Source organism: Pseudomonas sp. P1_C12 (assembly GCF_056406435.1).
Map to the genome: position 1 here is coordinate 490,320 of NZ_JBFUAE010000002.1, position 13,500 is coordinate 503,819.

A 13,500-nucleotide genomic window follows, 5' to 3' on the forward strand; every position below is an offset into this window, starting at 1 on the left:
ATCAGTTACCGGGCGTCGAGTTGCTTGCCACGGGTTTCCGGCAGGCTCAGGGCCGCGAGGATCACCACGCCGTAGGACACTGCCGCAAAGGCACCGATGCCCACACTCAGCGGCACGGTCTGGCTGAGCAGGCCGATCAGCAGCGGGAACAACGCCGCCAGCGCCCGGCCGATGTTGTAGCAAAAACCCTGGCCCGAACCGCGAATGCGTGTAGGGAACAACTCGGTCAGGAATGCACCCATACCACTGAAAATCCCCGAGGCGAAGAAACCCAGCGGGAAGCCCAGCCACAGCATCACGCCGTTGCTGACCGGCAGTTGGGTGTACAGCAACACAATGGTGAACGAACCCACGGCGAACAGGATGAAGTTCTTTTTACGTCCCAGGATGTCGGTCAAATAGGCGCTGATGACATAACCCACGTAGGAACCAACGATCACCATCGCCAGATAACCGCTGGTATTGAGTACGCTCAAACCGCGTTCGTTCTTCAGGAAAGTCGGCAACCAGGAAGTGATGGCGTAGTAGCCGCCCAACGCGCCGGTGGTCAGCAACGAAGCGCGAATCGTGGTGAAGAGCATGCCGGGGGCGAAGATCTCGTAGAACTTCGACGGGTTGCCCGGCTCCTGTTTCGCTTTGGCTTCACGATAGATTTCCGGGTCCTTGACCAGACGGCGGACGAAAATCACGAAGATCGCCGGCACGATGCCGAGGATGAACAGCGCACGCCAGGCATCCTCCGGTGGCAATACCGAGAACAGCAGCGCATACAGAATCGCGGTCAGCCCCCAACCCAGCGCCCAGCCGGACTGCACCATGCCAACGGCCTTGCCACGGTCCTGGGCACGAATCACCTCGCCGATCAGCACCGCGCCGGCCGTCCACTCACCGCCGAAACCGAATCCCATCAGGGTCCGTGCAATTAGCAGTTGCTCGTAGCTCTGGGCAAAGCCGCAGAGGAAGGTGAAGAAGGCAAACCACAGCACCGTCAGTTGCAAGGTGCGCACACGACCAATGCGGTCGGAGAGAATCCCCGCCACCCAGCCACCGATGGCCGAAGCGATCAGCGTGCTGGTGTGAATCAGCCCGGCCTTGCCGGTGGTGATGCCCCACATGGCAATCAGGGTCGGCACCACGAAGCTGAGCATCTGGGTGTCCATGCCGTCCAGGCCATAGCCGATCTTGCAGCTCCAGAAGGTGCGGCGTTCCTGCTGATTGATGTTGCGATACCAGTCGAAAGGTCCCGGACGGGCCGAGGCTTTCGGGGTGGCGGTGGTGTCGGGCGCACTCATGGCAAATCTCCGCGCTGATTTTATTGGTATTGTTCTGAGCCCCGACGACGCCTATCGTGGGAACCGGATGCGTCGATTTTTGGACGCGCGCCCCTGCTGCGTCCAACTAATAAAAACCCGCCTTAGCCATAAGAAATCTTTATCCCATGAACCTGAAGTTTCTCGAGACTTTCGTCTGGGTCGCCCGACTCAAGAGTTTTCGCCTGACCGCCGACAAGCTCTTCACCACTCAGGCCTCGATTTCCAGCCGAATTGCGGTGCTTGAAGGCGAGCTCGGGGTAAAGCTGTTTCTGCGGGATTCGCGCGGCGTGAGCCTGACGCCCGAAGGCCTCAAAGTGCTCGATTACGCCGAGCAGATGATGGACACCATGCAGGCACTCAAGCAGTCGATCGAGACCCGTTCGAGCAAGGCCGGACGGGTGCGCATTGGCGTGATGGACACGGTGATCCACACCTGGCTAAGCCCGTTGGTGGCGCAGATGACCGATCACTACCCACTGGTGGAAATCGAGCTGGTGGCCGATACCTCGCTCAACCTCTGCGATCAGCTGCAAAAAGGCTTTCTCGACGTGATCCTGCAAACCGACCTGCTGCGCCAGGAAAGCGTGCGCAGCCTGGAACTGGCCAGCCACCCCATGGGCTGGATTGTGGCCAGCAATTCCCTGTACAACCGTGAGTATTCTGGCGTCGCCGATCTGGCGAAAGAGCGGATCATTACCTACTCGAAAAACTCCCATCCGCATCAGGAAGTGCTCGCCCTGATGCAGGCCAATGGCGTGATGACGCCACGGTTGAACTGCGTGAACTCGGTGTCGGCGATTACCCGGCTGCTGCGCGACGGTTTTGGCATCGGCGCGTTGCCGCCGGTGCTGGTGGCCGAGGAACTGGCGCGTGGCGAATTGACCTTGCTGGACATCGATCAGCGACCACCCGACTTGCAGGTGGTGGTGTCGTGGCGGGTGGGCGTTGAGTGGGTCGAGGAGATTGTGGCCTTGTGTCAGCAGGTGTTGGAGGAGTATGCGCGGAAGGTGGGAGAGCGCTACATGGTCTTGAGCAAACCCCTGGCCGGCCTCTGAAAAGGAGTTTTCCACACCACAAGTAGGAATTACTATCATTTGCATTATTATTTGAAAAATGTATTCTCTGCGCGCATTCAGTTAAACCACTGTCCAGAAGGAGTCGGACTTGATGCGCGCTTACACGCAAAAACAGCAGCAATTGCTCTCAAACTGGAGCGAAGCCCTCGGCACTCCTGCCTTCCAGTCCCACCGCATCACCCTCGACCATTTGAGCAATGCCCTGGAGCCTGCCGCCCAGCGCTGCTTCCAACGCCTGATCCAGGCGCTGTTTCGCGAAGGCCTGATCAACCCCGACGCCTGCGAGTACGACGACAACGGCCGTTGCTGGCTGCCGCTTGGCGACGGTATGCAGCTTTGCTTCGACCACCTGACGGGCGGAAGAATGAACAGCTGGAACCTGCGTGGCAGCATCGTCCTGCACACCCCCGACAGCCTGCCGCACAAAATCCAGTTGCCCAGCGAACTGCTCGCGCACCTCAGCACTCAGCTCAACCCGCCCGCCTCCCCGCAGGTACTGGAACGTCTGGCCCGCGAGCTGGACGATAGCTACAGCAACGACACCCTGTGCCTGGCGTTCCACCATGGATGGACCGAGCGCCTGAGAGAGCAGATCGACACCGAGCACAACGACAATCTTTTCGCCTGGCTCAAAGCCAGCCCCGACCACCAGAACCCGACGTCATTGCTCGAACAGTGGGGCACGCTCGGCCATCCCTGGCATCCGAACTACAAGACCAAACTGGGCTTGAGCGCTGCGCAGGTCATCGCTTTCTCGCCGGAATTCGAAGCGAGTTTTCCGATTGTGCTGTGCGCCCTGCACCGACAGTACGCCCACGTCGAGTCACTGGCCGGCACCGCCGATTACTGGGACTGGTGGCAGGGCCACTTCCCGCAGGCCGCCGAACAATTGCAGCGCCATTTGCAGCAACGGGGCCTGGAGGCAACGGACTACCTCCCGCTGCCGTCGCACCCATGGCAAGCCGATGAAGAACTGCCCAATTCGTTCGCCAGCGAGATCGCCGACAACCTGCTGATCGTCACCGACATCGTTGCCTTCACCGGCCACCCGACCATGTCCTTCCGCACGGTCCTACCAGAGGCCAGCCGTGTTGCGCCGATGGTCAAACTGCCGGTGGCCTTGCGCCTGACCAGCGTGCAGCGCACCGTGTCGCCGCGTTCGGCCCGGATGGGACCGCGCATCAGCCAACTGCTACTGCAGATTCTCGATCACGAACCGCAGATTCAGCGCCTGCTGAACATCGTGCCGGAGCGCATCGGCGTGCACTACGCGCCACAACCGGCCAATGACGAACTGTCCCGGCATGCCGCCGTGCTGTACCGCGACAACCCGCTGACCCTGCTGCAAGAAAGCGAACTGGCCGTGCCGGTCGGCAGCTTGTTCGCCGTCAACGAATTCGAACAACCGTTGCTGCGTGACTGGGTGCAACTGGCTCAGGGCCGTGACGACAGCGAGGCCATGCTGGCGTTCTTCGATGACTACCTGTCGATTGCCGTCCCGAGCCTGCTGGGCATCTACCTGATGTATGGCGTGGCGTTCGAAGCACACCAGCAAAACAGCTTCATGGTGATGGGCGCTGACGGGCAGTTGAATCGGCTGCTGCTGCGTGACTTCGGCGACATCCGCATTGATCGCAAAACCCTGCACGCCAAGGGTCTGGATATCCAGCTGCACGATCCGGAAATGACCCTGTACGACGACGCCGGTTTTGTCCGCGACAAGCTCCTGCACACCACGTTCATGTGCCACCTCGGTGAGTTGACGTTGCTCTGCGCCCGCCACTGGAATGTGCCGGAAAATAGCCTTTGGGAGCGTTTGGCTACGCACGTTGAACAATGCTTCGAGAGCGTGCGCGAGCATGTCGAACCGGCACGCTGGGAAAGCGAGCGTCAGGCCCTGCTGGAACAGGATTGGCCGGCCAAATCGTTCATGCGCATGCGCTTGCACGACAGCCACGCCGACATCGTCGGACGCCTGAGCAATCCGCTGCGAACCAACGCCGATGCTCGCTGATGGCCGTGCGTTGCGACTGCTGATAGTCATCCAGTTTGTCTCCATGGGTGCCATGGAAATGAGCGGCCCGTTCTGGCCCTTGCAGATCCAGCGTCTGCTTGGGCCAGAGGGCGCCGGCTACACCGCGCTGCTATCGGCGCTGGTCTATGCCGGCCCGATGCTGGCGGCCATGCTGCTGACGCCCGCGTGGGGGCGGTTGGGTGATCGCACCGGGCACAAGCCGATGATCGTTCGGGCGTTGCTGGCACTTGCGCTGTGCCAGGGGCTGGCGGCGATTACTCTCGACCCGTGGCTGCTGGTGGGCATTCGCGTGATGCAAGGCGCATTGGCCGGATTTCTCGCCGCCGCGCAAGCCTATGCACTGGCCTGCTGCGACAGTTCCCGGCGCGGTCACACCCTGGCCCGTCTGCAATCGGCGACCGCCGTCGGCTCGTTGATCGGCCCGGTACTGGGCGGTTGGCTGATGGACATCTCGGGGTTTGCCCTGCTCTGTTATGGCGCGTCGGCGATTTGCCTGCTGTGTGCACTGGGGAGCTTTTTCCTGCCGGCCGACAAGGCGCGAGCCTCGACGAAGAAACCGGTTGCACCGGTGGCCCTGCCTAAAGGCTGGCTCGGTGGAATCCTGTTGGTGATCGTGTTGATTCAAGCCGCGAAGATGATGCCGCAACCCTTCTACGCGCTGTACGTCGCCGACATTCTGCGCGCGCCGGGGTGGCTGATCGGCGCTACTTACGCGGCGAGCGCCGCGACCCTGGCCATTTCCGCACCGCTGTGGGGGCGTCTGTTCGACCGCTGGCAGCCGGTTTACACCTTGCGCGTCATCGAAGGCGTTGCCTGGCTCTGCGCCCTGACGCTCGCGGCCACGGCACTGGCCAGCGAATGGCTGGGTTTTCTCGTCAGCCGGTTGGTCTGGGGCATCTGGCAAGGCGCACTGCTCCCCGTCGCCTATGCACTGATCGCCAATACCGTGTCTTCAACGCAGCAGGGTTTTGCCCTCGGCCTGGGTAACAGCGCGGCCAAGGCTGGCGCTCTGCTCGGTGCCGTCCTCGGCGGGATCGGCATGGGGCAGGTCGGGCTGGCCCACAGTTTCTGGCTGGTGGCGTTGACCTACGCACTGGCTGCCATCGGGATCCGCTGGGTGCGCTCATTCACCACCACACCTGCCCCCGCAATCTTGTCTACCCACACTTATCACGACTAAAAAAAAGACCAACTCATGACCCGAACCAAACTTTCTTTGATGATTCCGCTACTCGGCTCCTTCAGCGCCCAGACCTGGGCCGAGGACACCGACCAGCAACCCGGTACATTGAACATGCAGGCCACCGTCGTTTCCGCGACGCGCAGCGAAGCGACCATTGCCTCGATTCCAGGCTCGGTACAGGTAATCGACGAACAGCAGATCCGCCAACAGAGTGGCGCCGGGCGTCGGGTCTCCGACATCCTGGGACAACTGGTTCCCGGCCTGGCGCCGTCCAGCGGCGGGATGAGCAACTTCGGCCAGACCCTGCGCGGGCGCAACATGCTGGTGTTGATCGACGGCGTGTCGCAGAACGCCACGCGTGACAACTTCCGCCAGCTCAACAGCATCGCACCGGCCAGTATCGAACGCATCGAGGTGGTTTCCGGCGCCAGCAGCATTTACGGTGCCGGTGCTTCGGGCGGCATCATCAACATCATCACCAAGCGCAACCAGGGGCAGGACCTCGCCTACAGCAGCAAACTGGGCCTGACCACCGGCAACAACCTCAACAGCAAGGGGTTCGCCTATGAGGCCTTTCAGAGTGCGACCGGGCGCAAGGATGCCCTGGACTGGTACGTGTCCGCCGACCTGACCCAGCGCAACGATCAGTACGACGGCAACGGCAATCGCATCCCTCAGGACACATCCCAGGGCAGCAACATGGACACCGACACCTATGACCTGCAAGGTCGTTTCGGTTACGAACTGGATGCCGATAAAAAACTCAGCCTGTCGCTGCAGGACTACAAGGACCAGCAGGACACTGGCTACACAAAAGACCCGAAAAACCTGCAAGAGGCCGTGGCGGTCAAAGGGCTGAAACTCGACGACCAGCCCTACACCCATAACCAGGCGGCCAACCTCAACTACACCGACAACGACTTCTACGGCCAGGGCCTGCAACTGGAAAGCTACTGGCGCCGGGCCGACGCGCTGTTCTTCCCGGACCTGTCGCGGGGCAAGGCCGGGATCGCCGACAACAACAGCGTGCAGGATGTCTACGGCCTGCGTGCGGCCATCGACACGCCGTTGCCGGCCATCGGCAGCGCCACAGGCAACCTGGTCTGGGGTGCCGACTATGATCACGAACGCTCCCGCCAGCGCGGTGACCAATACACCGTCAAAGGGCTGACCTACACCAAGACTGGCACCACTTACGAGATGGGCCCGGATATCGAAACCACCACCAAGGCGCTGTTCGGGCAGATGTCCTGGGACATCGGTGACTGGACCTTGCGTGGCGGTGTGCGCCGCGAATGGATCGAAAGCGAAGTCTCCGACAGCATCGCTTACGGCGAGATCGTCCAGACCGGTGTACGTGCCATCCTGCCCGGCGATACCCTCAAATACGACGCGACGCTCTATAACCTGGGCGCGGTCTATCACCTGAGTGAACATCAGGACGTCTTCGCCAATTACAGCCAGGGGTTTTCGCTGCCGGACATCCAGCGCTTCTTGCGTGACGTGAACAGCACCTTCGACATCCAGAGCCTCAACGCCCAGGCCATCAAGGTCGACAGCTACGAGCTGGGCTGGCGCGGTGACTGGGACCGGTGGCAGGCCGACGTCACCGTCTATGAAAACACCTCGGACGTGACTCAGTTCTACGATGCCAATGACCGTGTCTTGCGTCTGATCAACCAGAAGGAGCGGGTTCGCGGTATCGAAAACAGCCTGACCTACCTCGCGACCGATCACTGGTCGGTAGGTGGCACCTATGCCTGGGCCAAAGGCGAGACCGAGCAGAACGGGAAATGGATCGATCTGCCGGCGACACGCATTTCACCGGCCAAAACCACGCTGTTCGTCGGCTACGCCGAAGACGACTACACCCTGCGCCTGCAAGGCATGCACCTGTCCAGTTACGACGCTGCCGCCAAGGACAACAACGGGCGCGACATCGATGGCTATACGCTGGTGGACCTGCTCGGCTCCGTGTACTTGCCGGTCGGTCGCCTGGAAGGTGGGGTGTACAACCTGACCAACCGCACGTACGTCAACCTGTTCGCCCAGGCCAACGCCAGAGCGCCATTCCCCAACGCCGAAGGCCGTACCTTGAGCATGACCTATTCGATTGATTGGTAATCCAGCAAGGAGCCGGCTTGCCGGCTCCTTGACGTTCGACGGTGTTACAAACCGCGCAAATCCCGCTCTTCGATCGGCCGGCTCTGGCGCAGACGCTTGCCGCCCAGCACCACCCAGTCGATCAGACGGAACAGGCACTCGATCCCGAACGACAGCAGCAACGCGCCGCTCATGCCCCAGACCATCGCCTCGGGCGTCAACAGGATCTGGTAGCTGTAGCCATTCCAGGTTTCCTTGCGAATGTCTGGATCGGCAGCCAGCACCACTTGCAGGAAGCGGATGTACCACGGGCCCTGCATCGCCTGGAATTGCTTGTCCAGCGCCAGTTGGCGGGTCAACAGGTTACTCAGGCTGTCGGCATCGCTGCGGAAGATCGGGTCTTCGCTGACGCGGTAATGGGCCACCAGTGCCTGCATATCGCCCTTGAAGAACTGATTCGCGGTGTTCTGGAACCCGCTCAACCCGGTCTGCGCCTCGATCAGATGCGCCTCGACCCGCTTGGCGTAATCACTAATGAAGCCCGGAACCTGGACACCGATCAACAGGCCCGCCGCAAACAACACCAGCCGTAGATAACTGAGCAACATGGGGGGATTGAATCCTTATTCGGTCTGGCCCTGGCTGACGCATTCGCCGCGCCGCCACAAGCTCCATTGACCCGGTTCGTAGCGGGTCCAGGTTTCGTTTTCGGTCAGGGGTTCGGTGGCGATGACGGTAACCACATCGTTCGGCGTGGTTTCGGCCTGAAAGTCGACGATCACGTCGACATCTTTCAAGCGCGCCGGGCCAAACGGTGCGCGACGGGTGATTTGCGCCAGTTTGGTCGAGCAATAGCAGAACAACCAATCGCCATCGCTGAGCAGGCAGTTGAATACGCCTTTGCTGCGGTATTCGGCGCAAGCGGCCACCAGATCCGGCAGCAACGCTTCGACCTCGACCGGCTCGGGGAACGCCGCACGCACACGGTTGAGCAAATCGCAGAACGCCGCTTCGCTATCGGTATCACCCACGGGGCGGTAGAAACTGGCCACTGGCTGAAAATCCGTCAACTGGCCGTTATGGGCGAAACACCAGTTGCGCCCCCACAGCTCACGGACGAACGGATGCGTGTTGGACAGACAGACCTTGCCGACGTTGGCCTGGCGGATGTGCCCGATCACCACTTCGCTCTTGATCGGATAGCGCTGCACCAGGTTCGCGACTTCCGACTCGCAGCTTGCTGCCGGATCCTGGAACAGTCGCAGCCCACGGCCTTCATAGAAGGCAATGCCCCAGCCATCGCGGTGCGGGCCGGTGCGTCCGCCGCGCTGCATCAGCCCGGTGAAGCTGAACACGATATCGGTCGGGACATTGGCGCTCATGCCCAATAACTCACACATGCTCGGACTCTCGCTCAATCGCAGGGGCAAGGTTACAGACGGGGTTCGACTCGCATCCGCTGAGGATTGCTCGGCACCGGTGGACGACCGTAACGATCATCGCCGGCACCGCCGAACGGTTGATCATCTTCGGGTTCTTCGGCGCGCACGGCGGCTTTGGCCGCGGCAGCCTGTTCCTTGCGGGCGTTGGAGGCGCGCTCGATAGGGAAACGGATCGCCACCAGCACCAGATAGAGGCCGAACGCGATCATGCCGTACATGAACAGATCGGAAATCGCCCGCCAGGCGTTGTTGCCGACCTTGAACAGCAGGTCGAGGGCGGTAATGGCGACGGCCGGTGCGACTTTATCCTTGACCGGGTCGATGATGGTCGGGCTGAACAGCAGCACGGCCATGGCCAGCCGTAGCGGCTCACGCAGCCAGCGCCACATCCAGCGGGTCAAGCGCATCCACACCAACAGGCAGCCCAAAGCGGCGAAGGCGTAGAGGCCCCAAGCGATCAGATAGTCGTTCTCGGTCATGGTGTCCATGGCAAGGCAGGCAAAGAGGCGCTTATGATAACGGCTTTTCGCCTGTCAGGCTGCATCAATGCCTGACTGTTGGGCGCGGCCCGCTCCCACAGGTTGCCAAGCCCCTATTCCGTACACTGTTCGAGAGCCCTTCATGCCCCTATCCGCCAACATTCACGACGCTCCGATTGCCCACATGGCTGATGGCTCCGACCCGTATGCCTGGCTGCAAGAGCGCGACACCGAAGCAGTGCTCGACTACCTCAAGGCCGAAAACAGCTATCAGGAAGCGCAAACCGCCGACCAGGCCGGGCTGCGTGAAACCCTGTTCGAAGAGATCAAGGGGCGGATTCTCGAGACCGATCTGTCCCTGCCCTCGCCGTGGGGACCGTATCTGTATTACACCCGCACCACGGCGGGCGATGAGTACGCCCGGCACTACCGCTGCCCGCGTCCGGCCGATGACAGCCTGACCCTCGACGAAAGCCGCGAACAACTACTGCTGGACCCGAACGAACTGGCCAATGGCGGCTTCTTTTCGCTCGGGGCGTTCAGCATCAGCCCGGATCACCAGCGCCTGGCCTACAGCATCGACTCCAGTGGCGAGGAGATTTACACGCTGTTCGTGAAGGAATTGTCCGACGGCCGTGTCAGTGAACTGGAATTCCAGGACTGCGACGGCAGCATGACCTGGGCCAACGACAGCCTGACGCTGTTCTTTGGCGAACTGGATGACACCCATCGTCCGCACAAGCTGTATCGCTATCGACTGGACGGCACGGCGGCCGAAGAAGTGTTCCATGAGCCGGACGGGCGCTTCTTCATGCATTGCTACCGTTCAAGCTCCGAGCAGCAATTGCTGCTGTCCGTGGGCAGCAAGACCACCAGCGAAGCCTGGGTCCTCGACGCCAACCAGCCGCAGCAAGCCTTTACCTGCATCGCGCCACGGGTCGAGGAGCATGAGTACGACGTCGACCACGGCGTACTCGACGGTCAATGGACCTGGTTCATTCGCAGCAACCGTGACGGCATCAATTTCGCTTTGTACACCGCTGTAGATACCGGTGCCGCGCCCACCGAAGCCGACTGGCAGAACCTGATCCCCCACAGTGACACGGTGATGATCGACGGCATCAGCCTGAACACCGGGGCCATGACCCTCAGCCTGCGGGTCGGCGGCTTGCCGGTCATTGAGGTTCACCCGCAAGGCCTGGCGCCCTATCGCGTGCAACTGCCGGATGCGGCCTACAGCCTGCACGTGCAAAACAGCCTGGAGTTCGAAAGCGAGCGGATTCGCCTGCGCTACGAAGCGTTGAACCGTCCGGCGCAAATCCGCCAACTGGACCTGGCCTCTGGCGAGCAGAAAGTGCTCAAGCAAACTCCGGTGCTCGGCCCGTTCGATGCCGATGCCTACGTCAGCCAGCGCCTGTGGGCCACTGCACCGGACGGTACGCAAGTGCCCATCAGCCTGGTGATCAAGCGCGCAGACCTCGGCAAACCCGTGCCGCTGTACCTCTACGGCTATGGCGCCTATGGCGAAAGCCTCGACCCGTGGTTTTCCCACGCGCGCCTGAGCCTGCTGGATCGCGGCATGGCGTTTGCCATTGCCCACGTGCGTGGCGGTGGCGAACTGGGGGAAGCCTGGTATCGCGCCGGCAAGCAGGAGCACAAGCACAACACCTTCAGCGACTTTATCGCCTGCGCCGAACACCTGATCGCCCAGGGCTTCACCACTGCACCGCAGTTGGCGATCAGCGGCGGCAGCGCCGGTGGCTTGCTGATCGGCGCGGTGCTCAATCAACGGCCGGAGCTGTTTGGCGCCGCCATCGCCGAAGTGCCGTTCGTCGACGTACTCAACACCATGCTCGACCCTGACCTGCCATTGACCGTCACGGAATACGACGAGTGGGGCAACCCTGAAGAGCCGGCCGTCCATGATCGGATCAAGGCCTACGCCCCGTACGAAAACGTCACCGCACAAGCTTATCCGGCGACTCTGGTGATCGCCGGTTACAACGACAGCCGTGTGCAGTATTGGGAAGCAGCCAAGTGGGTGGCGAAATTGCGCGCGACCAAGACCGACAGCAATCCCCTGCTGCTCAAGACTGAACTGGGTGCCGGGCATGGCGGGATGAGCGGTCGATATCAGGGATTGCGTGACGTAGCACTCGAATATGCATTTTTGTTCAAGGTTTTGGGCATTGCCTGAGGAACTTGGCTGGGTGTGCGGGTCATAGTTCCGAACACAGGAAGCCGACACAACACAGCTCCTACAGGGTGTGCGGTGAATTCATATCCGGAACCGAACCAGACAACAAAAAAGACCGCACGACATGTCAGAACCAACCTTTCTGAACAACGAAATTCGCGACTGGCTGATGGATTGCGGCCTGTTCAATCAACTGCTGCCGGCGGACTTCGTCGCGGCTTCGGGCTACTTCAGTATCAGCACCATTGCCCAGGGCGAGGAGATCTTCCAGGAGGGCGATGCCGGCAGCTTCATGTGCATCATCCACACCGGTCAGGTGGCAGTGCAGAAAACCACCGCCGGCGGGCAACGCGTCACCATCGCCACGTTGCGCAGCGGCCGCTCGTTCGGCGAAATGGCCGTGCTCGACGGCGAACGGCGCTCGGCCAGTTGCGTGGCCGCAAGCAACTGCCAGTTGCTCAACCTGGGCAAGGACTCGCTGGAAAAGATGCTCAACGACGCACCGAAAATCGCCGCCAAGATCATCCGCGCCCTCGCCGTTTCCCTGTCCAAACGCCTGCGCATGGCCGACGGCCAACTGCTTTCACAGCAGGTCTAGCCGCCCGGCGATTTGGCTTTCGGCGGATTGGGCTCCAGGCCCGGTATCGGCTGGTCCTTGGTCGGCGGGCTCGGCATTTCAATCGGCACCAACGGCGGACCGCTACTGCCGGGGCCGACTTTAGGCAAAGGCGCCGGGCTGATTTGCGGGTATGGCGTGGGCGTCGCGGTGCCGGGCGAACCGGGCATCGGCGCGGGGCTGACGGGAATCGATTGCAGCTGTTGAGCCTGCACTGCAGTTATCGAGAGCGCGGCCAGGGCAATGACCGTTAGAATGGTGCGCTTCATCAATGGCTCCGTTGACCTTGTCGTCATAAACAGGCTACTCCGAACTGCGTCTGTTTGCCCTCCCGTGTTCTGCCAATTTTCTTCAAGTGAGCCCCATGAAACGTTTCGTTCTGCTGGACACCACCCCCATTCCTGAAAACGGCGGTGCCCTGTGCCTGTTCGAATACGGCGAGGATTTTGTCATCAAGATCCAGGGGGGCGATGGCGGGCAATTGATGAATACGCGCATGCATGGCTCCGAAGATGCTCTGGCCGAAATCCCGTGTCGCAAAGTCGCCGGTCGACCGAATTCACGGGTGCTCATCGGCGGCCTGGGCATGGGCTTCACCCTCGCTTCGGCGCTCAAGCACTTGGGCAAGACTGCCGAAGTGGTGGTCGCCGAACTGGTTCCCGGTGTCGTTGAGTGGAATCGTGGACCGCTGGGCGAGAAGGCTGGCAATCCGCTGCTCGACCCGCGGACGGTGATTCGCATGGAAGACGTGGCCAAAGTCCTGCAAGCCGAACCCCAGGGTTTCGATGCGATCATGCTCGACGTCGACAACGGCCCCGAAGGCCTGACCCAGAAAGCCAACAGCTGGCTGTACTCCGCCGGTGGCCTCAGTGCCTGCGCCAAGGCCCTGAGGCCAAAAGGTGTGCTGGCCGTCTGGTCGGCCAGCGCTGACCGGCAATTTTCCGACAAACTGAAGAAAGCCGGTTTCAAGGCCGAGGAAGTGCAGGTCTTCGCCCATGGCAACAAGGGCACCCGCCACACCATCTGGATTGCCGAGAAGCTCAAGGGCTGAGCTAA

At 61.4% G+C, this 13,500-nt stretch carries 12 protein-coding genes; 7 read left to right on the forward strand and 5 right to left on the reverse strand.

Features of this window, described 5'->3' with window-relative positions; all coding sequences use genetic code 11:
- Window positions 1-5: 5 nt before the first annotated feature.
- A complete protein-coding gene (locus AC1D19_RS05210; RefSeq protein ID WP_477762588.1) occupies window positions 6-1,292 on the reverse strand; it encodes an MFS transporter in 1,287 nt (428 codons plus the stop codon).
- A 146-nt stretch (window positions 1,293-1,438) separates the two neighbouring features.
- On the opposite strand from AC1D19_RS05210, the gene AC1D19_RS05215 reads away from it, so the two are divergent.
- The 4 genes from AC1D19_RS05215 (at window position 1,439) to AC1D19_RS05230 (ending at window position 7,731) form a co-directional block, all read left to right on the forward strand.
- Entirely contained in the window at window positions 1,439-2,368 is a 930-nt protein-coding gene (locus AC1D19_RS05215) for a LysR family transcriptional regulator (protein WP_477752896.1), read from the forward strand.
- 112 nt (window positions 2,369-2,480) lie between these two features.
- Window positions 2,481-4,403, forward strand: a complete 1,923-nt coding sequence (locus AC1D19_RS05220) for an IucA/IucC family protein (RefSeq protein ID WP_477762589.1) — start codon at window positions 2,481-2,483, stop codon at window positions 4,401-4,403.
- Window positions 4,393-5,604, forward strand: coding sequence for an MFS transporter (locus AC1D19_RS05225; RefSeq protein ID WP_477762590.1), 1,212 nt, complete (start codon window positions 4,393-4,395; stop codon window positions 5,602-5,604). Before AC1D19_RS05220 ends, AC1D19_RS05225 begins: the two co-directional genes overlap by 11 nt.
- A gap of 15 nt (window positions 5,605-5,619) precedes the next feature.
- Window positions 5,620-7,731: a TonB-dependent receptor gene (locus AC1D19_RS05230; protein ID WP_477762591.1), complete on the forward strand. Its 2,112-nt coding sequence runs from the start codon at window positions 5,620-5,622 to the stop codon at window positions 7,729-7,731.
- Window positions 7,732-7,775: 44 nt separating this feature from the next.
- Here AC1D19_RS05230 and AC1D19_RS05235 read toward each other — a convergent pair whose 3' ends face one another.
- Genes AC1D19_RS05235 through AC1D19_RS05245 form a run of 3 tightly spaced genes read right to left on the reverse strand, consistent with a single transcriptional unit; the run spans window position 7,776 to window position 9,640 of the window.
- A complete protein-coding gene (locus AC1D19_RS05235; RefSeq protein ID WP_477762592.1) occupies window positions 7,776-8,318 on the reverse strand; it encodes a DUF2937 family protein in 543 nt (180 codons plus the stop codon).
- A 15-nt stretch (window positions 8,319-8,333) separates the two neighbouring features.
- The gene (locus AC1D19_RS05240; RefSeq protein WP_477762593.1) at window positions 8,334-9,110 is read right to left on the reverse strand and encodes a class II glutamine amidotransferase; all 777 of its coding nucleotides are present in this window, start codon (window positions 9,108-9,110) and stop codon (window positions 8,334-8,336) included.
- Between the two features lie 32 nt (window positions 9,111-9,142).
- Window positions 9,143-9,640 carry an MFS transporter gene (locus AC1D19_RS05245; RefSeq protein WP_477760658.1) on the reverse strand — a complete coding sequence of 166 codons (498 nt, stop codon included), beginning with the start codon at window positions 9,638-9,640 and terminating at the stop codon, window positions 9,143-9,145.
- 133 nt (window positions 9,641-9,773) lie between these two features.
- Here AC1D19_RS05245 and AC1D19_RS05250 point away from each other — a divergent pair, with 133 nt between their 5' ends.
- Window positions 9,774-11,828 carry a S9 family peptidase gene (locus tag AC1D19_RS05250; RefSeq protein WP_477762594.1) on the forward strand — a complete coding sequence of 685 codons (2,055 nt, stop codon included), beginning with the start codon at window positions 9,774-9,776 and terminating at the stop codon, window positions 11,826-11,828.
- A 124-nt stretch (window positions 11,829-11,952) separates the two neighbouring features.
- Entirely contained in the window at window positions 11,953-12,426 is a 474-nt protein-coding gene (locus AC1D19_RS05255) for a cyclic nucleotide-binding domain-containing protein (RefSeq protein ID WP_477762595.1), read from the forward strand.
- On the opposite strand, the gene AC1D19_RS05260 is transcribed toward AC1D19_RS05255, so the two are convergent.
- Window positions 12,423-12,713, reverse strand: a complete 291-nt coding sequence (locus AC1D19_RS05260; RefSeq protein WP_477762596.1) for a hypothetical protein — start codon at window positions 12,711-12,713, stop codon at window positions 12,423-12,425. The genes AC1D19_RS05255 and AC1D19_RS05260 overlap by 4 nt on opposite strands.
- Before the next feature lie 95 nt (window positions 12,714-12,808).
- Between AC1D19_RS05260 and AC1D19_RS05265 the strand changes: the two genes are divergently transcribed.
- A complete protein-coding gene (locus tag AC1D19_RS05265) occupies window positions 12,809-13,495 on the forward strand; it encodes a spermidine synthase (RefSeq protein WP_007898703.1) in 687 nt (228 codons plus the stop codon).
- The last annotated feature ends 5 nt before the right edge of the window (window positions 13,496-13,500 follow it).